This is a genomic window from Agromyces ramosus (assembly GCF_004216665.1).
Taxonomy (GTDB): Bacteria; Actinomycetota; Actinomycetes; order Actinomycetales; family Microbacteriaceae; genus Agromyces; species Agromyces ramosus.
The window spans coordinates 210284-228226 of record NZ_SGWY01000003.1 but is presented as its reverse complement, the minus strand read 5'-3'; the positions used below and the strand labels follow the sequence as shown (position 1 = coordinate 228226).

Sequence of the window (17943 nt, the reverse complement as noted above, 5' to 3'; positions counted from 1 at the left end):
CGTTCGCCAGATTCAGGAGATTTCACACATGGCAGCACCCAAGGCGGCTACTCGCAAGCCGCGCCGCAAGGAGAAGAAGAACGTCGCAGTGGGCCAGGCCCACATCAAGTCGACGTTCAACAACACCATCGTGTCGATCACCGACACGAACGGTGCCGTGATCAGCTGGGCGTCCTCGGGCGGCGTCGGCTTCAAGGGCTCGCGCAAGTCCACCCCGTTCGCCGCGCAGCTGGCCGCGGAGTCGGCCGCCCGCCAGGCGCAGGAGCACGGCATGAAGAAGGTCGACGTCTTCGTCAAGGGCCCCGGCTCGGGCCGTGAGACCGCGATCCGCTCGCTCCAGGCCGCCGGCCTCGAGGTCGGCAGCATCAACGACGTGACGCCGCAGGCGCACAACGGATGCCGCCCGCCCAAGCGTCGTCGCGTCTAGTCATCCCGTCCCGCTGGCCGGGAGCCAGGTCGTCACGGGATCCCCACGGGATCCCCTGACGCGCCGGGCCCGCCGGGTGCTCCCGGCCCGCGGCATCCGTTCTCTCAACAACTCAAGATCCTCGTACTCGCAGGTGTCATATAGCGGACACCCTGCCGAAAGGAATCCACAGTGCTGATCGCACAGCGCCCGACGCTCACCGAAGAGAACATCTCGGAGTTCCGTTCGCGTTTCGTGATCGAGCCCCTCGAGCCGGGCTTCGGTTACACCCTGGGCAACTCGCTCCGTCGCACCCTCCTCTCCTCGATCCCCGGCGCCGCCGTGACGAGCATCCGCATCGACGGCGTGCTCCACGAGTTCTCGACCGTCCCGGGCGTGAAGGAGGACGTGACCGAGATCATTCTCAACATCAAGAACCTCGTCGTCTCGAGCGAGCACGACGAGCCCATCACCGCGTACCTCCGCAAGCAGGGCGCCGGTGAGGTCACGGCCGCCGACATCTCCGCTCCGGCCGGTGTCGAGGTGCACAACCCCGAGCTCGTGATCGCCACGCTCAACGACTCGGCGAAGTTCGAGCTCGAGCTCACGATCGAGCGCGGCCGCGGCTACGTCTCGGCCAGCCAGAACCGCAACGAGTACTCCGAGGCGGGCCAGATCCCGGTCGACTCGATCTACTCGCCGGTGCTCAAGGTCACCTACCGCGTCGAGGCCACCCGTGCCGGCGAGCGCACCGACTTCGACCGCCTCGTGGTCGACGTCGAGTCGAAGCCCGCCATCACGCCGCGCGACGCGATCGCCTCGGCGGGTCGCACGCTCACCGAGCTGTTCGGCCTCGCCCGCGAGCTGAACGTCGCAGCCGAGGGCATCGAGATCGGCCCCGCGCCGGTCGACGCCGTGCTCTCGAGCGAGCTCTCGATCCCGATCGAGGACCTCGACCTGTCGGTGCGCAGCTACAACTGCCTCAAGCGCGAGGGCATCAACACGGTCTCCGAACTGGTCGCCCTGTCGGAGTCGCAGCTCATGAACATCCGCAACTTCGGCCAGAAGTCGGTGGATGAGGTCAAGGACAAGCTCACCGAGATGGGCCTCTCCCTCAAGGACTCCGTGCCCGGATTCGATGGCGCCCACTTCTACACGGGCTTCGACGACGAGAACTAGTCGACCGCCCGCCGTACCGACCCCCCACCACTGGAGATAACGAACCATGCCGAAGCCCACCAAGGGCCCCCGCCTCGGAGGCGGACCCGCGCACGAGCGGCTCCTGCTCGCCAACCTCGCCGCCGCGCTCTTCACGCACAAGCGGATCACCACCACCGAGACGAAGGCCAAGCGCCTCCGTCCGCTCGCCGAGCGCCTCGTGACGTTCGCGAAGCGGGGCGACCTGCACGCGCGTCGCCGCGTGCTCGCCGTCATCGGCGACAAGGCCGTCGTGCACGAGCTGTTCGCGATCATCGCGCCGCAGGTCGCCGACCGTGAGGGCGGCTACACCCGCATCACCAAGATCGGCAACCGCAAGGGCGACAACGCGCCCATGGCGGTCATCGAGCTCGTGCTCGAGCCCGTGACCCCGAAGAAGCGCGCCGCCAAGCCGGCCGCCGCTCCCGTCGCCGACGAGGCCCCCGCCGACGAGACCGTCGTCGAGGAGACGCCCGAGGCCGTCGTGACCGAGGCCGAGGCCGCGGTCGACGAGGCCGCCGGTGCCGAGGCGACCGAGGAGTCCGCCGAGGAGCCTGCCGAGGTCAAGTAGGCTCGAAGCACACCCGCGAGGGGCCCGGATGCATCGCATCCGGGCCCCTCGTCGTGTGCGGGCGCCGTGCCGGCGGCCCAGCCCCGTTCCCGCGCCGCCTTCAACGAGTCACGCCGTTCCGTCGCCTTCCGCGTTTCGATGCGACCGCTTCGCGTGACTCGATGCACGGTCGCCTCGCGAGCGCGAGCGCGAGCGCGAGCGCGAGGCAGGCCGCGACCGCGGCGGCCGTAGGCTGGACGCATGGTCGAGGGTGGGATCGCCGAGAGCGCCGACGTCGCCGATGCGGATGCCGCGGCATCCGTGGTGCGCGTGCGCCTGGGCATCGCCTACGACGGCACGGACTTCAACGGGTGGAGCCGGCAGCCGGGACTCCGCACCGTGCAGGGCGTGCTCGAGGCGGCGCTCGGCACGCTCTTCCGGCGCACGGGGGAGGTGCCGCGGCTCACGGTCGCCGGTCGCACGGACGCCGGGGTGCATGCGCTCGGGCAGGTCGCCCACCTCGACCTCGGCGAGGCGGCGCTGCTGGCCGTCGCGCGTCCTCGGCACGGTCGCGATGCCGACGTGTCGCCCGAAGCCGCGCTCGCGCGGCGTCTCACCGGGATCCTCGGGGCCGATGCCGACGTGGTGGTCACCCACGCCGAGCGGGCGCCCGACGGCTTCGACGCCCGGTTCTCCGCGGTCTGGCGTCGCTACGAGTACCGCGTCGCCGACGCCGCCACCGCCCGCGACCCGCTCGAGCGGCGACGCAGCGTCGTGGTACCGCGCACGCTCGACGTCGAGGCCATGGAGCGTGCGGCCGCCTCGCTGGTGGGGCTGCACGACTTCGCGGCGTTCTGCCGGCCGCGCGAGGGCGCGACGACCATTCGCACGCTCCAGGACTACCGCTGGGAGCGCTCCGCCGGCGGCGTGCTCGTCGCCTCGCTCCAGGCCGACGCGTTCTGCCACTCGATGGTGCGGGCCCTCGTGGGCGCGTGCGTCGCCGTGGGGGAGGGGCGGCTCGAGCCCGACGGCCCCGCCGAGCTGCTGCGGGCCGGCGCACGCACCAGCGCCTTCAAGGTGATGCCGGCCAAGGGGCTCGTGCTCACCGAGGTCGGCTACCCCGGAGACCACGAGCTCGCGGCGCGGGCGGCCCAGACGCGCGCACGCCGCGAATTGCACGTCGAGGGCATCGTCGGCTAAGCTTTCCCTTTGGTGCCGCCGCCTGCGCCGGTACCCGAAGATGAGCCCTCCACCTGGGCGTTCGCTCGCATCGCGTTCGAACTCCCGCCGGAGTGGGATTCACGAACCCCTCTCTCGACCAGAAAGCAGCACTTCCGTGACGCGCACCTACACTCCCAAGTCGAACGAGATCCAGCGTGACTGGGTCGTCATCGACGCGACCGACATCGTGCTCGGCCGCCTCGCCAGCCACTCCGCAGCCCTGCTGCGCGGCAAGCACAAGCCGATCTTCGCGAACCACGTCGACACCGGCGACTTCGTGATCATCGTGAACGCCGAGAAGGTGGCCCTCACCGGCCAGAAGCTCGAGCAGAAGAAGGCCTACCGCCACTCGGGCTACCCGGGCGGCCTCAAGGCCGTCGGCTACGCCGAGCTCCTCGAGAAGAACCCCGTCCGCGCCGTCGAGAAGGCGATCCGCGGCATGCTCCCGAAGAACTCGCTCGGCCGGGCCCAGCTGAAGAAGCTCAAGGTCTACGCCGGCCCGGAGCACCCGCACGCGGCTCAGCAGCCCAAGCCGTACACCCTCACCCAGGTCGCCCAGTAACTCCGGCACCCTCGACGTTCTCGAAATAAGGATTCACACCACCATGGCGAAGATCGCAGACCAGATCGAAGCGGCTCCCGAGAGCTACACGACCGAGAGCACCCCCTCGGCCGCCCCCACCGCCCCCCGCCCCGTGCTCAACGTGTCGGGCGCGGCCGTCGGCCGTCGCAAGCAGGCCATCGCCCGCGTGCGCGTCGTCCCCGGCGCCGGCGGCATCACGGTCAACGGCCGTGAGTTCGCGGACTACTTCCCGAACAAGCTGCACCAGCAGCTGATCACCGACCCGTTCACCGTGCTCGAGCTCTCCGGCTCGTACGACGTGATCGCCCGCATCACCGGCGGCGGCCCCTCGGGCCAGGCCGGCGCGCTGCGTCTCGCGATCGCCCGGGCGCTCAACGAGATCGACCGCGAGAACAACCGTCCGACCCTCAAGAAGTCCGGCTTCCTCACGCGCGACGCTCGCGTCATCGAGCGCAAGAAGGCCGGTCTCAAGAAGGCCCGCAAGGCGCCGCAGTTCTCGAAGCGCTGATCCGGGCTTCCGGTTCTCCGATGCCCCGGCTCTTCGGAACCGACGGGGTCCGGGGCCTGGCCAACCGTGAACTCACGGCTGACCTGGCCCTGGGCCTCGCCCAGGCGGCCGCGGCCGTCCTCACCCAGGGGCGCCACGCCGACGAGCTGCGCGCAGCGGGTCGTCGACCGGTCGCCGTCGTCGCGCGCGACCCTCGGGTGTCCGGCGAATTCCTCACGGCCGCCGTCGCCGCCGGCCTGGCGAGCTCCGGCGTCGACGTGCTCGACGCGGGCGTCATCCCGACGCCGGCGACCGCGTTCCTCATCGACTCCATCCGCGCCGACTTCGGCGTGATGATCTCGGCGTCGCACAACCCCGCGCCCGACAACGGCATCAAGTTCTTCTCGTTCGGCGGCACGAAGCTCCCCGACGAGGTCGAGGACCGCATCGAGTCCCACCTCGGCAAGCAGAAGCTCGCCCCCATCGGCGGTGGCGTCGGCCGCATCCAGCGATTCGCCGACGCCGAGGATCGCTACGTGGTGCACCTGCTCGGCACGCTGCCGAACCGCCTCGACGGCCTCCACGTCGTACTCGACTGCGCCCACGGCGCGGCAGCCGGCGTCTCGCCCGAGACCTTCCGCGACGCCGGGGCGAAGGTCACCGTGATCGGCGCCGACCCCGACGGCATGAACATCAACGACGGCGTCGGGTCCACGCACCTCGAGCCGCTGCGTGCGGCCGTGCGCGAGCACGGCGCCGACCTCGGCATCGCCCACGACGGCGACGCCGACCGGTGCCTCGCCGTCGACGCCGACGGCAACGTGATCGACGGCGACCGGATCATGGCGATCCTCGCCGTGTCGATGCACGAGCGCGGCACGCTCACCGACGACACGCTCGTCGTCACCGTGATGTCGAACCTGGGCCTTCGACGCGCGATGGCCGAACGCGGCATCCGCGTGATCGAGACCCGCGTCGGCGACCGCTACGTGCTCGAGGAGCTCTCGGCCGGCGGCCTGGCACTCGGCGGCGAGCAGTCGGGGCACGTCATCATGACCGAGTTCGCCACGACCGGCGACGGCGTGCTCACCGGCCTCCACCTCGCGGCCGAGATGGTGCGCACCGGGAGGACGCTCGCCGAGCTCGCCTCGGTCATGACGGTCTACCCGCAGGTGCTGGTGAACGTGCGCGGCGTCGACCACCATGCGCTCGCCGACGACGCCGAGATCGCGGCCGCGGTCGCCGCCGTCGAGGCCGAGCTGGGCGAGTCGGGCCGCGTGCTGCTGCGACCGTCGGGCACCGAGCCGATGGTCCGCGTGATGGTCGAGGCCGCTGAGCAGGAGTCCGCCGAGCGGCATGCCGAGGCGCTCGCCGACGTGGTGCGCGTGCGCCTCACCAACTGACCGGCCGCACGGGCGACCGGCCGTCGACCCGCCGGCACACCGCGCGCGTCGGAGCTTCGGCGCGCCTCAGAGCTTGCGCAGCAGCACGCTCGACACCGCGTGATCCGGGCCCTTGCGCAGCACCAGGGACGCGCGGGACCTGGTCGGGCGGATGTTCTGCAGCAGGTTCGGCTCGTTGATCGAGTGCCAGATCTCGCGGGCCCGCTGGCGCGCCTCCACCTCGGTGAGGCTCGCGTAGCGGTGGAAGTAGGAGCGCGGGTTCGAGAACGCCCCGCGCTGCAGCTTCAGGAATCGCTCCTCGTACCAGCGGGCGATGTCGCTCGTGCGCGCATCGACGTAGATCGTGAAGTCGAACAGGTCGCTGACCGCGAGCCGGTGACCCGGCCCGGGCGGCTGCAGCACGTTGAGGCCCTCGATGATGAGCACGTCGGGACGGCGAACCGTGACCTGCGCGTCGGGCACGATGTCGTAGGCCAGGTGCGAGTAGAACGGCGCGCGGACCTCGGCGGCGCCGGCCTTCACCTCGCTGACGAAGCGGAGCAGGGCGCGCCGGTCGTAGGACTCGGGGAAGCCCTTGCGGGCCATGAGGCCGCGCCGCTCGAGCTCGGCGTTCGGGAAGAGGAATCCGTCGGTGGTCACGAGCTCGACGCGCGGCGTGTGCTCCCATCGGGCGAGCAGCTCGCGCAGCAGGCGGGCGATCGTCGACTTTCCCACCGCGACCGACCCCGCCACCCCGATCACGAACGGCGTGGATTCGAACCGCTCGCGGAGGAACTCGCTCGTCACGTTGTGCAGCGACTTCGTGCCGCCCACGTAGAGGTTGAGCAGGCGGCTCAGCGGGAGGTAGACCTCGCCGACCTCGCGCAGGTCGAGCGGCTCGCCGAGGCCGCGCAGCTGCACGATCTCGGTCTCGCGGAGCGGCGACGGGATCGAGGGCGCGAGCGCCGCCCAGGCCGATCGGTCGAGCTCGATGAACGGCGAGATCTGCGCGACGTGCGACGACGGGCTCTGCGGATCCAGCACCGTGTCAGTCTAGTGTCGCGCGACGGCCGGGCTCGGGCGCGGGGCGGGCGTCCAGCGGAGCGCCAGTAGAATCGCCCCTATGTGTGGAATCGTCGGCTACGTCGGAGAGCGCAACAGCCTCGACGTGCTCATGGCTGGACTCAGCCGCCTGGAGTATCGCGGCTACGACTCGGCGGGAGTCGCGATCGTCGACGACGACGGCGTCCTCGAGACGGCGAAGCGGGCCGGCAAGCTGCAGGTGCTGGCCGGCGACCTCGAGGCGACCCCGCTGCACCGCGGCGGCACGGGGATCGGCCACACGCGGTGGGCGACCCACGGCGGCCCAACCGATCGGAACGCGCACCCGCACCTCGGCGATGACGGACGACTCGCGCTGATCCACAACGGCATCATCGAGAACTTCGCCGAGCTGAAGGACGAGCTCCTCGCCGAGGGCTTCTCGTTCGAGAGCGAGACCGACACCGAGGTCGCCGCCGTGCTGCTCGGCCGCGAGTACCGTCGCATCGGCGAGCTCACCGAGGCGTTCCGCGCCACCGTGTCGCGGCTCGACGGCGCGTTCACGCTGCTCGCCGTGCACCGGGAGCAGCCCGGCGTCGTGGTCGGCGCCCGCCGCAACTCGCCGCTCGTCATCGGCCTCGGCGAGGGCGAGAACTTCCTGGGGTCGGATGTCGCGGCGTTCGTCGAGTACACGAAGCGCGCCGTGGCGATCGGCCAGGACCAGATCGTCACCATCACGGCCGACGGCGTCACGGTCACGGACTTCGCCGGCGACATCGTCGAGGTCGAGCCGTTCGACGTCGCGTGGGACGCCTCCGCCGCCGAGAAGGGCGGTTGGTCGTCGTTCATGCGCAAGGAGGTGTCCGAGCAGCCCGAGGCGGTGGCCAATACGCTGCGCGGGCGCGTGAGCGAGGGGCGCGTGCAGATCCCCGAGCTCGCGTCGTTCGGCGACGAGGAGCTGCGCGGCATCCGCCGCATCACCGTGATCGCGTGCGGCACGGCCGCCTATGCCGGCATGGTGGCCAAGTACGCCATCGAGCAGTGGGCCCGCGTGCCGGTGGAGGTGGAGCTCAGCCACGAGTTCCGCTACCGCGAGCCCGTGCTCGACGACGACACGCTCGTCGTCTCGATCAGCCAGTCGGGCGAGACCATGGACACGCTCATGGCCGTGAAGTACGCGCGCGAGATGGGGGCGCGCACGATCTCGATCTGCAACACGCAGGGCGCCACGATCCCGCGCGAGTCCGACGCCGTCGTGTACACGCACGCCGGCCCCGAGGTCGCCGTCGCGTCGACGAAGGCGTTCGTCGCCCAGATCGCCGCGCTCTACCTGTTCGGCCTGCACCTCGCGCGCGTGCGCGGCACCCTCACCGAGGGCGAGCTCGCCGCGCAGCTCGCCGAACTGCAGGCGGTGCCCGAGAAGCTGGAGGCGGTGCTCGGCCAGGCCGAGCGCGTCGGGCAGCTCGCGCACTGGATGGCCGACACCCGCTCGGTGCTCTTCCTGGGCCGCCACGTCGGCTATCCGATCGCGCTGGAGGGCGCGCTCAAGCTCAAGGAGCTTGCCTACATCCACGCCGAGGGCTTCGCGGCGGGCGAGCTGAAGCACGGCCCGATCGCGCTCATCGAGCCGGGCCAGCCGGTGTTCGTCGTGGTTCCGAGCCCGCGCGGGTCGGCGAACCTGCACCCGAAGGTCGTCTCGAACATCCAGGAGATCCGGGCCCGCGGGGCCCGCGTGATCGCCATCGCCGAGGCCGGCGATGCGGCGGTGCTGCCGTTCGCCGACGAGGTGCTGCGCATCCCGCTCGCCGCGCCGCTCTTCGAGCCGCTCCTGGCGGTCGTGCCGCTGCAGGTGTTCGCGATGGAGCTCGCGGAGGCGAAGGGCCTCGACGTCGACCAGCCGCGCAACCTCGCCAAGTCCGTGACCGTGGAGTGACGAAGGGGCTGGAGGCGCCGTGATCGTCGGGATCGGCATCGACGTGGTCGACATCGTTCGCTTCGAGCGCTCGATCACGCGGACACCCGCCCTCGTCGAGCGCCTGTTCGCCGAGAGCGAACGCGGGCGCCCCGCGCGCTCGCTCGCGGCCCGATTCGCCGCCAAGGAGTCGCTGATCAAGGCGCTCGGCGGCCATGCAATCATCCGCTGGCACGAGATGCGCGTCGTCCAGGATCCCGAGGGCAACCCCGACTTCGAGCTCTCGGGCGGGCTCGCCGAGCACGTGCGCACGCTGGGCATCGAGCGCGTGCACCTCTCCATGAGCCACGACGCCGGCATCGCGAGCGCCTTCGTGGTGCTCGAGGCGGGTCGGAGCATCGCGTGACGGCCCCGGTCGATGACACCGCTCCGGATGCCGCGTCGCGGCCGTTCCGCGAAGCCGTGATCGACCTCGACGCGATCGCCCGCAACGTGCGCACGATCGCCCAGCGCGTCGCGCCCGCCGAGGTCATGGCGGTGGTCAAGGCGGACGCGTACGGGCACGGTGCGGTGGAGGCGGCGCGCGCGGCACTGGCCGGCGGCGCGACCCGGCTCGGCGTCGCCGACCTCGACGAGGCGTTCGCCCTCCGCTCGTCGGGGATCGACGCGCCGATCCTCGCGTGGCTGCACGACCCCGACGCCGACTTCGCCCGGGCGGTCGCCGCCGACGTGGAGCTCGGCATCTCGAACCTCGCGCAGCTCGAGCGCGCGGCATCCGCGCTGCAGGGCGGCCCGGCACGCGTGCACCTGAAGATCGACACGGGCCTGAGCCGCAACGGCGTGCCAGAGGAGGACTGGGCCGCCGCGGTCGCGCGGGCGGCCGAGCTCGAGCGCGAGGGCCGGCTCGTCGTCGTCGGCGTGTTCAGCCACTTCGCCAACACCTCGCGCGACGTCGACGCGGCCCAGCGCGCGGCCTTCGAGCGGGCGCTCGCCGCGGCCGCAGAGGCCGGCCTCCGACCCGCGACGCGGCACCTCGCCTCATCCGAGCAGGCGATCCGCGACGCGCAGGCGCGCTACGACGTGGTGCGCATCGGCATCGGCATGTACGGGCTGACGCCCTTCGGCGACGGCACGACCTGCACCGACCTCGGGCTCACGCCGGCGATGACCCTGCGCACCCGGGTCGCCGCCGTGCGCCGCGTGACGGCGGGCACGGGGGCGTCGTACGCGCACATCTGGCACGCCGACCGAGCGACGACCCTCGCGCTCGTGCCGCTCGGCTACGCCGACGGCATTCCGCGGCACGCGTCGGGCGGCGGCGCCGAGGTGCTGCTGGCCGGAGCACGCCGACCGGTGGTCGGTCGCGTCGCGATGGACCAGTTCATCGTCGACGTCGGCGACGACCGGGTCGAGGCGGGCGACGAGGTCGTGGTCTTCGGAGACCCGGCGACCGGCGCGCCCACCGCCGACGAGTGGGCCGAGGCCGCCGGCACCATCGGCTACGAGATCGTCACCCGGATCGGGCCGCGCGTCGCGCGCACGTACACCGGTGGCGGGCCGCAGGGCGCCGAGCCCCGACGGGACCCCGCGTGATGCGCGTCGAGGCGCCCGATGCCGCGGCGATGGAGGCCTTCGGACGCGACCTCGCGCGCCGGCTGCGCGCCGGCGACCTCGTGCTGCTCACCGGCCCGCTGGGAGCGGGCAAGACCACGCTGACGCGCGGCATCGGCGACGGCCTCGGCGTGCGGGGCCCGGTGCAGAGCCCCACCTTCGTGCTCGCCCGCACCCACCCGAACCTCGCGGGCGGTCCTCCGCTCGTGCACGTCGACGCCTACCGGCTCGGCAGCGCCGCCCTGCTCGACGACCTCGACCTCGACTTCGACCGCTCCGTGGTCGTGGTCGAGTGGGGCGCGGGCCTGCTCGACGACGCGAGCGACTCGTGGCTCGAGGTCGTCATCGAACGCCCGGAGGGAACCCCGGTCGAGCTGGCGGATGCCGCGGACGCCGAGTTCCTCGGCGCCGACGAGCCGCGCGTGCTCGAGGTGCGCGGCTACGGGCCCCGCTGGGCCGGAACCCCGTTCCACGCCGCCCAGTAGGCTGGATCCATGCTCCTCGCGATCGACACCTCGACGGGCACGAGTGTCGCCGTCGTCGATCGCGACGGCGGCATCCTGGCCGAGGCGGGCACCGGCGACACCATGCGGCACGCCGAGGTCGTCGGCGGATTCATCCGCGATGCGCTCGCCGAGGCGGGCGTGCGGCCGCACGACCTGTCGGGCGTCGCGGGCGGCATGGGCCCCGGCCCCTTCACCGGCCTCCGCGTCGGCATCGCGGCAGCGCATGCCTTCGCGGTGGGGATCGGCCGACCGTTCGTGCCCGTCGCGAGCCACGATGCCGTGGCGTGGGCGTGGTATCGCGACGGCGGCACGGGACGGCTGCAGGTCGTCACCGACGCGCGACGACGCGAGTTCGCGATCTCCGACTACGACGGCCTCGACGACGACGACCTCCCGGTCAGGGTCGGCGGTCCCGTGCTGAGTCCGCACGACGACGTGCCGGTGAAGCCCGGCACCCGATTCGACGCCCGTCTCGTGCCCGCCGGTGCGGTCGGCATGCTCGCCGAGCTCGCGTTCGCAGCCGGCAGGCTCCCGCTCGCCGACGACGTGCCGCTCTACCTGCGCGCACCCGACGTCACCCCGTCCGCCCGCAAGAAGGTGCTGCGATGAGCGTGCTCATGCGGCGTGCGAAGGTCCACGACCTCGACGCCATCATGCGACTCGAACGCGCGACGTTCGTCAACGACGCGTGGCCCGAGGAGGCCATGCGCCGCGAGATCGAGAGCCCGCACGGGTACTACCTCGTCGCCGTCGACGACGAGGAGGAGGACCCCGAGCGACGACTGCTCGGGTACGCCGGACTCCTCGCACCCGCCGACGGCGGCCAGGGCGACATCCAGACCATCGCGGTCGCGCCGTTCGCCCGCGGCATCGGCCTCGGTCGCGGCCTCATGCACGCGCTCATCACCCAGGCCCGCCGCCGGCACGTCGCGGAGCTGTTCCTCGAGGTGCGTGCCGACAACCCCATCGCCCGGGCGCTCTACGCCTCGCTCGGCTTCGTCGAGATCGGAGTGCGCCGCGGCTACTACCAGCCCGACGGCGTGGATGCCATCTCGATGCGGCTCACGGTGCCCGCTGCGGTGACCAGGCCGGCGGAGTCCGGCGTCGCGGCCGGTCGCGACGACCCGGCCGCCGCCGCCCGACGCGCAGCCGGCGAGCGGGGCGGCGCGTGAACCGCGAGGCACCGCTCGTGCTCGGCATCGAGACCTCGTGCGACGAGACCGGCGTCGGCATCGTGCGCGGCACCGCCCTGCTCGCCAACGTGATCGCCTCGTCCATGGAGGAGCACGCCCGCTACGGCGGCGTGGTGCCCGAGGTGGCGGCGCGCGCCCACCTGGAGGCGCTCGGACCGACGATCGCCGCGGCGCTCGCCGAGGCCGACGTCGAGCTCGGCGACGTGGACGCCGTCGCCGTCACGAGCGGACCGGGCCTCGCCGGTGCGCTCATGGTGGGCGTCGGTGCCGCCAAGGCGCTGGCGCTCGCGCTCGAGCGGCCGATCTACGCCGTCAACCACCTGGTCGGCCACGTCGGGGCCGACCTCCTCGACGACGAGGCGCCCCTCGAGACGCCCACGGTGGCACTGCTCGTGTCGGGGGGGCACACGTCGCTCCTCCTCGTGCGCGACCTCGTGGCCGACGTGGAACTCCTCGGCGAGACCATCGACGATGCCGCGGGCGAGGCGTTCGACAAGGTCGCACGACTGCTCGGCCTGCCCTATCCCGGCGGACCCGAGATCGACCGCGCCGCCATCGGGGGAGACCCGACGGCCATCCGCTTCCCACGCGGGCTCACCCTGCCCAAGGACCTCGTGGCCCACCGCTACGACTTCAGCTTCTCGGGCCTCAAGACCGCGGTCGCCAGGTGGGTGGAGCAGCGCGAGGCGGCCGGCGAACCCGTGCCGCTCGCCGACGTGGCGGCGAGCTTCCGCGAGGCGGTCGTCGACGTGCTCGTCTCGAAGGCCGTCGCGGCCTGCACCGAGCTCGGCGTGCCCCGGCTCCTCCTCGGCGGAGGCGTCGTCGCGAACTCGCGCCTGCGCGAGGTGGCGCAGCAGCGGGCGGATGCCGCGGGAATCGCGCTGCGGGTGCCGCCGCTGTCCCTGTGCACCGACAACGGCGCCATGATCGCCGCGCTCGGCGCCCAACTGATCATGGCCGGACACGATCCGTCGGCACTCGCGTTCGGCGCGGATTCCACCCTCCCGGTGACCGAGATCCAGGTCTGACGCCACCGCGGCGCAGAGTCTGTGCAGGCGCGCAGCCACCGCGATAGTGTGTGCAGCGTAGACAGCGGATGCCGCGCTCGCACGCGTACCGCAGCCGCCGGCGCCGCGTGTCGCGGCGACCACCGTATCCACAGCATCGAGGGGAACACCGACCGTGACCGATCCGAACCGTCCCGAAGAGCCCGGCACTCCCGTGCCGCCCCCGCCCGCCCCAGCCTACGGGGAGCCCGCCGCCCCGGCCTACGGACAGACCGCCCCCGCCTACGGCCAGCAGCCCGTCACCGCCTACGGGCAGCCGACCGGCACCAAGACCAACACGCTGGCGATCATCTCGCTCGTGGCCTCGCTCGTCGGCATCGCCACGGGCATCGGCTTCATCGCCGGCATCATCTGCGGTCACATCTCGCTCAGCCAGATCAAGAAGACCGGCGAAGAGGGCCGTGGCATGGCGATCGCCGGCCTCGTCATCGGCTACATCGGCGTCGTGCTCTTCGTCCTGGGCATGGTCCTGCTCTTCGCGTTCCTCGGGGTGCTCGCCGCCTCGAACGGCTTCACGACCACGTACTGATCACCGACTCCGACCACCACGAAAGGCGGATGCCATGAGTGACCCCAACAACCCCGACGCACCGAAGGTGCCCGAGGAGCCCATCGTCCCGGTCGAGCCCGACGAGCCCCTCGTGCCGCCGTCGCCCGAGGAGCCGACCGTGCCGTCGGAGCCCGAGCCGGCGTTCCCCGCTCCCGTGGAACCGTCGACGCCCGAGGTCCCCGCCGCGCCCGGAACGCCCGAGGTGCCCTCCGCACCCGAGCCGCCGGCGCCGCCGGCACCCCCCGCACCCCCCGTGCCCCCGAGCTACGGCTCGACCACGCCGCCCCCGCCTCCAGGCGGGTACGGCACCGACGGCGGCTCGCCGTACGGGGCACCTCAGCAGCCGGCATACGGTTCGCAGCAGCCGGCCTACGGTTCGCAGCAGCCCGGATACGGCCAGCCCGGCTACGTCGCGCCCGCCTACGGCACGACGCCGGCCAAGCCCACCCCGGTGTTCAGCCTGATCTCGCTCATCGCGGGCATCGTGGGCATCGTCGGCTTCTTCGTCGTGTTCATCCCGATCGTGGGCGGCATCATGCAGCTGGTCATCCCCGCGGGCGCGGTGGTGCTCGGCTTCATCGGCAAGCGCAAGGAGCCGGCGGCGAAGGGGATGTGGCTCACGGGCATCATCCTCGGCTTCGTCGGCATCGCGATCGCGCTCCTCTCCATCATCCTCTGGAGCGTCGCGTTCGCGACCCTGCCGGGCTACGTCGACTACACGTACTGAGGCGGATGATGTCGGATCGCGAGGGGGCCACGCCAGGCGGCGCGGCCCCCGACCGTTCCCGGGCGGCTCCCACCGCGGACGGGAACGGTGCGCCCCGGGAGATCCCGCCGGGCGTGGTGTCCGGCGCGCCGTCGGGCGCGTCCCTACCGGTGCCACCCTCCGACGCGCCCGCGCTCGACGAGGCCATGCGCGCGCCGACCGAGCCGACGCTGCGCGCCGACTCCGCCGTGCCCGCGCCGACCGAGCCGACGCTGCGCGCCGACCCAGCCGTGCGCGAGTTCGACGTGCCCTTCGACACCGGCGAGCTGCGGTCGGTGCCCACCGGGCAGCTGCTCGTCGTGCACCGCCCGGAACTCGCCGGCGAGGCATCCGACGGCGACGAGGAGGAGACGCAGCGACGGGTCTACAGCTGGATCGCCGCGGTCGTCGGCGTGATCGGCGCCGCGGCGTCGCTGTTCGTCGGATGGATGCTCCCGCTGTCGATCGCCGCCATCGTGTTCGGCGTGCTCGGCCTTCGGCGCGAGGAGGAGGGGCGCACCCTCGCGTTCGTGGGCATCGGCACCGGCATCGCCGGACTGGTGTTCGCCGCCGTCTGGATCGGGTACTACGCCATCGTGTTCGGCGCGCTCCCGCACTGATCGACGGCCGAGGGCCCGGTCGCGCTCGGGATCAGATCCGCTCGACGAGGAGCGCCACGTGGCGGCCCTCCTCGCGCGTGAGGACGATCGTGGCGCTCTCGTCGCCCCGGAGCTTCAACCGCGTGCGCAGCGCCGCCGGATCGACGTCGACCCCGCGCTTCTTGATCTCGAGCGTGCCGATGCGGCGGGCCGCGAGCGCCTGCCGCAGCTGCCGCTCGTCGGCGGGGAGCCGGTCGAGCACGCGGAAGCCCCGTGCGAACGGCGAGTCGACGGCGGCATCCGCGGTGAGGTACGCGATGCCGTCGCTCAGCATCCACGCACCGTTCGCACGGGCGAGGTCGCCGATGAGGCGCGCCCTGATGACCGCACCGTCGGGCTCGTACAGGTAGTCGCCGAGCGGGCCCACGGGGGCGTCCTCGCTGTCGGCCGGAGCCGTGAGCTCGGCGGCGCCGTCGCCGCGGATGACCAGGGCCGCGCGCCCGACGCCCGGACGGGCCACCGCGCCCTGCCAGACCGCGAGCTCGACGACGTCGCCGTCGACCGACACCCACTGCGCCTCCGAGCCGGCGGGGATGACGTCCCGATCGGTGCCCGGACCGAGCTTCACGCCGACCGGCATGCGCTCGGCCAGGCCGAACGCGAAGTCGAGGCTCGGGGAGTAGTCGGCCGCATCCGCGATGCGACGGGTGGTGCCGCCGGACGTCGTGCGCCGGGCGGGGTCGAGCCAGGCGCCGCCGATGCCGCCGAGGGGCACCTCCTCGGCCGGCAGGTGCAGCACCTCGGCCTTGGGGAACGGCGTCAGGTTGTAGGCGGCGATCGCCGCGGTGACCTCGTCGGCCTCGGCCGCGGTGACCTCGAGCTCGACCGCGGCGAGCGCGAGGGCGTCGCCGCCGATGCCGCATCCGAGGTCGGCGACGTGGTCGATGCCGGCGCGGGCGAACCGGCCCGCGTGGAGTGCCGCGACGTTGAGGCGCGTGGCCTGCTCGAGCCCCGCCTCGGTGAACAGCATGTGCGCTGCGAACTCGCCGAACTTCGCGCGCGCCCGCGAGCGGAGCTTCGCCTGGCTGAGCACGGCCGCGACGAGCCCCGCGGAATGGCCCTGCCGCCGCAGGTCGGCGACGGTGCGCACGATGTCGGCCTTCGAATCCCACTCGGGCAGCCCGTCGAGCAGGCGCAGGCCCTCGGGGGAGAGCAGTTCGACGAGCTCGGCGCGATCCACCCGGCCACGCTAGCACCCCACTCCGAGCCGCTGGCACTCACGTTGCACGAGTGCCAAATCGCGCCTAGACTCGCTTTAGCACTCTCGCTGTGAGGCTGCTAACCAGTCTTCGTCAAGAAAGAGGTCAACCGTGTCGGTTTCCATCAAGCCGCTCGAGGATCGCATCGTCATCAAGCAGGTCGAGGCCGAGCAGACCACCGCGTCGGGTCTCGTGATCCCCGACACCGCCAAGGAGAAGCCCCAGGAGGGCGAGGTCGTGGCGGTCGGTCCCGGTCGCATCGATGACAACGGCAACCGCGTCCCGCTCGACGTTGCCGTCGGCGACAAGGTCATCTACTCGAAGTACGGCGGCACCGAGGTGAAGTTCGGCGGCGAGGACTACCTCGTGCTGTCGGCTCGCGACGTGCTCGCGGTCGTCGTCCGGTAGTCGACACGCGCTCGATCCGAAGCCCGGATGCCCCAGCGGCATCCGGGCTTCGTCGTACCCGGCAGCGCGCCGCCGGCGCTCGCCGCCGCCAGGCGCGACCGTGCATCCCGGGTCGGACGGTCCGGATGTCGACGATGAACGGCAGCCCACCCGATCCGGAGCGCGCCCGGCCGGGCGTAGTCTGAGCGGGTGTCCTCCCGCCCGCAGACCGTGAACCCGAGCACCGCCCCGCAGCCCGCGCACGTGAGCCGAGCGGGTCTGGCCTTCGCGATCGGGTCGTACGGGCTGTGGGGATTCCTGCCGGTCTACTTCATCGCGCTGGCACCCGCTGGGCCGGTCGAGATCGTCGGATGGCGCGTGCTGCTCTCGCTCGCCTTCTGCGCACTGCTCATCACCGTGACGCGGGCCTGGCGCCCGTTCGCCACGCTGGTGCGCGATCGTCGGGTCGTGCTGACGATGGGACTCGCGGGCGTCCTCATCTTCATCAATTGGCAGACGTACGTGTACGCGACCCTCTCGAACCAGGTGGTGGAGGCTGCGCTCGGCTACTTCATCAACCCGATCGTCACGGTCTTCCTCGGCGTGCTCGTGCTGCGCGAGCGCCTGAACGCCACGCAGTGGGTCGCGGTGGGGATCTCGATCGTCGCCGTGATCGTGCTCGCGATCGGCTACGGCCAGCTGCCGTGGATCGCCCTCGTGCTCGCCTTCTCCTTCGGCTTCTACGGACTCATCAAGAAACGGGTGGGGCCGAAGGTCGACGCCGTGTCGGGCCTCACGCTGGAGACCGCGTGGCTCGCGCCGCTCGCGGTGGCGCAGCTCGTGCTGGTCGCCATGACGACCGGGCTCACGATGGGCACCGTCAGCCCGTGGCACACGACGCTCCTCCTCCTCGCGGGCGCGGTCACCGCGGTGCCGCTGCTGCTCTTCGCGGCGGCGTCGCGACGCCTGCCGCTCATCTACATGGGCTTCATCCAGTACTTCGCCCCGTTCATCCAGTTCCTCGTCGGCGTCGTCGTGCTGCAGGAGCCGATGCCGCCCGAGCGCTGGGTCGGGTTCGGCCTCGTCTGGCTCGCCCTGATCGTGCTCACCTTCGACCTGGTGCGCGGTGTGCGGACCTCCCGCCGGTCGGCCGCGGAGGCGATCGAGGAGCCCATCTGAGCCGTCGGCGCGGGCCATGGCACCCCGACGGGGGCCACGCGCGATCCGAGCGTCGTGCGGCCTCGGCA

Annotated in this window: 21 protein-coding genes; 19 read left to right on the top strand and 2 right to left on the bottom strand. The window is 72.2% G+C overall.

The features are described 5' to 3' along the window. Positions 1 to 28: 28 nt before the first annotated feature. From rpsK to glmM, 7 genes are all read left to right on the top strand, one after another. Positions 29 to 427, top strand: coding sequence for a 30S ribosomal protein S11 (rpsK, locus tag EV187_RS12970; RefSeq protein ID WP_056734980.1), 399 nt, complete (start codon positions 29 to 31; stop codon positions 425 to 427). A 171-nt stretch (positions 428 to 598) separates the two neighbouring features. Next, the gene (locus tag EV187_RS12965) at positions 599 to 1585 is read left to right on the top strand and encodes a DNA-directed RNA polymerase subunit alpha (protein WP_130353495.1); all 987 of its coding nucleotides are present in this window, start codon (positions 599 to 601) and stop codon (positions 1583 to 1585) included. A gap of 46 nt (positions 1586 to 1631) precedes the next feature. After that, positions 1632 to 2174: a 50S ribosomal protein L17 gene (rplQ, locus tag EV187_RS12960; RefSeq protein WP_130353494.1), complete on the top strand. Its 543-nt coding sequence runs from the start codon at positions 1632 to 1634 to the stop codon at positions 2172 to 2174. A 240-nt stretch (positions 2175 to 2414) separates the two neighbouring features. Next, positions 2415 to 3353: a tRNA pseudouridine(38-40) synthase TruA gene (gene truA / locus EV187_RS12955; RefSeq protein ID WP_130353493.1), complete on the top strand. Its 939-nt coding sequence runs from the start codon at positions 2415 to 2417 to the stop codon at positions 3351 to 3353. 136 nt (positions 3354 to 3489) lie between these two features. Then, on the top strand, positions 3490 to 3936 hold the full coding sequence (gene rplM, locus EV187_RS12950; protein WP_130353492.1) for a 50S ribosomal protein L13: 447 nt from the start codon (positions 3490 to 3492) through the stop codon (positions 3934 to 3936). Positions 3937 to 3979: 43 nt separating this feature from the next. Further along, the gene (rpsI, locus tag EV187_RS12945; RefSeq protein WP_130353491.1) at positions 3980 to 4465 is read left to right on the top strand and encodes a 30S ribosomal protein S9; all 486 of its coding nucleotides are present in this window, start codon (positions 3980 to 3982) and stop codon (positions 4463 to 4465) included. 20 nt (positions 4466 to 4485) lie between these two features. Then, complete coding sequence (gene glmM, locus EV187_RS12940; RefSeq protein WP_130353490.1) at positions 4486 to 5847, top strand: phosphoglucosamine mutase; 1362 nt, start codon at positions 4486 to 4488, stop codon at positions 5845 to 5847. A gap of 66 nt (positions 5848 to 5913) precedes the next feature. Here glmM and coaA read toward each other — a convergent pair whose 3' ends face one another. Next, complete coding sequence (gene coaA, locus EV187_RS12935) at positions 5914 to 6870, bottom strand: type I pantothenate kinase (protein WP_130353489.1); 957 nt, start codon at positions 6868 to 6870, stop codon at positions 5914 to 5916. Positions 6871 to 6949: 79 nt separating this feature from the next. Between coaA and glmS the strand changes: the two genes are divergently transcribed. The 10 genes from glmS (at position 6950) to EV187_RS12885 (ending at position 15071) form a co-directional block, all read left to right on the top strand. After that, positions 6950 to 8800 carry a glutamine--fructose-6-phosphate transaminase (isomerizing) gene (gene glmS / locus EV187_RS12930; RefSeq protein ID WP_130353488.1) on the top strand — a complete coding sequence of 617 codons (1851 nt, stop codon included), beginning with the start codon at positions 6950 to 6952 and terminating at the stop codon, positions 8798 to 8800. Between the two features lie 19 nt (positions 8801 to 8819). Next, entirely contained in the window at positions 8820 to 9185 is a 366-nt protein-coding gene (locus EV187_RS12925; protein WP_130353487.1) for a holo-ACP synthase, read from the top strand. Then, complete coding sequence (gene alr / locus EV187_RS12920; protein ID WP_130353486.1) at positions 9182 to 10372, top strand: alanine racemase; 1191 nt, start codon at positions 9182 to 9184, stop codon at positions 10370 to 10372. Before EV187_RS12925 ends, alr begins: the two co-directional genes overlap by 4 nt. Further along, the gene (tsaE, locus tag EV187_RS12915; RefSeq protein WP_130354069.1) at positions 10372 to 10875 is read left to right on the top strand and encodes a tRNA (adenosine(37)-N6)-threonylcarbamoyltransferase complex ATPase subunit type 1 TsaE; all 504 of its coding nucleotides are present in this window, start codon (positions 10372 to 10374) and stop codon (positions 10873 to 10875) included. Before alr ends, tsaE begins: the two co-directional genes overlap by 1 nt. Positions 10876 to 10884: 9 nt before the next feature. Next, positions 10885 to 11505 carry a tRNA (adenosine(37)-N6)-threonylcarbamoyltransferase complex dimerization subunit type 1 TsaB gene (gene tsaB, locus EV187_RS12910; protein WP_130353485.1) on the top strand — a complete coding sequence of 207 codons (621 nt, stop codon included), beginning with the start codon at positions 10885 to 10887 and terminating at the stop codon, positions 11503 to 11505. Beyond that, positions 11502 to 12068 carry a ribosomal protein S18-alanine N-acetyltransferase gene (gene rimI / locus EV187_RS12905; protein ID WP_130353484.1) on the top strand — a complete coding sequence of 189 codons (567 nt, stop codon included), beginning with the start codon at positions 11502 to 11504 and terminating at the stop codon, positions 12066 to 12068. The genes tsaB and rimI overlap by 4 nt, the downstream gene beginning before the upstream one ends. Beyond that, positions 12065 to 13117, top strand: coding sequence for a tRNA (adenosine(37)-N6)-threonylcarbamoyltransferase complex transferase subunit TsaD (tsaD, locus tag EV187_RS12900; protein WP_130353483.1), 1053 nt, complete (start codon positions 12065 to 12067; stop codon positions 13115 to 13117). The genes rimI and tsaD overlap by 4 nt, the downstream gene beginning before the upstream one ends. Positions 13118 to 13271: 154 nt before the next feature. Continuing rightward, a complete protein-coding gene (locus tag EV187_RS12895) occupies positions 13272 to 13685 on the top strand; it encodes a DUF4190 domain-containing protein (RefSeq protein WP_207221837.1) in 414 nt (137 codons plus the stop codon). Positions 13686 to 13719: 34 nt separating this feature from the next. Then, a complete protein-coding gene (locus tag EV187_RS18895; protein WP_130353482.1) occupies positions 13720 to 14433 on the top strand; it encodes a DUF4190 domain-containing protein in 714 nt (237 codons plus the stop codon). Positions 14434 to 14582: 149 nt separating this feature from the next. Continuing rightward, complete coding sequence (locus EV187_RS12885) at positions 14583 to 15071, top strand: DUF4190 domain-containing protein (RefSeq protein WP_130353481.1); 489 nt, start codon at positions 14583 to 14585, stop codon at positions 15069 to 15071. Positions 15072 to 15102: 31 nt separating this feature from the next. Here EV187_RS12885 and EV187_RS12880 read toward each other — a convergent pair whose 3' ends face one another. Continuing rightward, positions 15103 to 16290 (bottom strand): class I SAM-dependent methyltransferase, encoded by a 1188-nt coding sequence (locus EV187_RS12880; protein ID WP_130353480.1) that lies wholly within the window; start codon positions 16288 to 16290, stop codon positions 15103 to 15105. Between the two features lie 130 nt (positions 16291 to 16420). On the opposite strand from EV187_RS12880, the gene groES reads away from it, so the two are divergent. Both groES and rarD read left to right on the top strand, forming a co-directional pair. After that, entirely contained in the window at positions 16421 to 16717 is a 297-nt protein-coding gene (gene groES / locus EV187_RS12875) for a co-chaperone GroES (protein WP_055894868.1), read from the top strand. Between the two features lie 189 nt (positions 16718 to 16906). Beyond that, positions 16907 to 17875, top strand: coding sequence for an EamA family transporter RarD (rarD, locus tag EV187_RS12870; protein ID WP_423190891.1), 969 nt, complete (start codon positions 16907 to 16909; stop codon positions 17873 to 17875). Positions 17876 to 17943: the final 68 nt, after the last annotated feature.

Excerpts from the sequence above, each read along its gene's own strand:
- rpsK (WP_056734980.1), top strand. The coding sequence starts at position 29 with ATGGCAGCACCCAAGGCGGCTACTCGCAAGCCGCGCCGCAAGGAGAAG.
- rplQ (WP_130353494.1), top strand. The coding sequence starts at position 1,632 with ATGCCGAAGCCCACCAAGGGCCCCCGCCTCGGAGGCGGACCCGCGCAC.
- truA (WP_130353493.1), top strand. The coding sequence starts at position 2,415 with ATGGTCGAGGGTGGGATCGCCGAGAGCGCCGACGTCGCCGATGCGGAT.
- rpsI (WP_130353491.1), top strand. The coding sequence starts at position 3,980 with ATGGCGAAGATCGCAGACCAGATCGAAGCGGCTCCCGAGAGCTACACG.
- glmM (WP_130353490.1), top strand. The coding sequence starts at position 4,486 with ATGCCCCGGCTCTTCGGAACCGACGGGGTCCGGGGCCTGGCCAACCGT.
- glmS (WP_130353488.1), top strand. The coding sequence starts at position 6,950 with ATGTGTGGAATCGTCGGCTACGTCGGAGAGCGCAACAGCCTCGACGTG.
- tsaE (WP_130354069.1), top strand. The coding sequence starts at position 10,372 with ATGCGCGTCGAGGCGCCCGATGCCGCGGCGATGGAGGCCTTCGGACGC.
- tsaB (WP_130353485.1), top strand. The coding sequence starts at position 10,885 with ATGCTCCTCGCGATCGACACCTCGACGGGCACGAGTGTCGCCGTCGTC.
- rimI (WP_130353484.1), top strand. The coding sequence starts at position 11,502 with ATGAGCGTGCTCATGCGGCGTGCGAAGGTCCACGACCTCGACGCCATC.
- EV187_RS18895 (WP_130353482.1), top strand. The coding sequence starts at position 13,720 with ATGAGTGACCCCAACAACCCCGACGCACCGAAGGTGCCCGAGGAGCCC.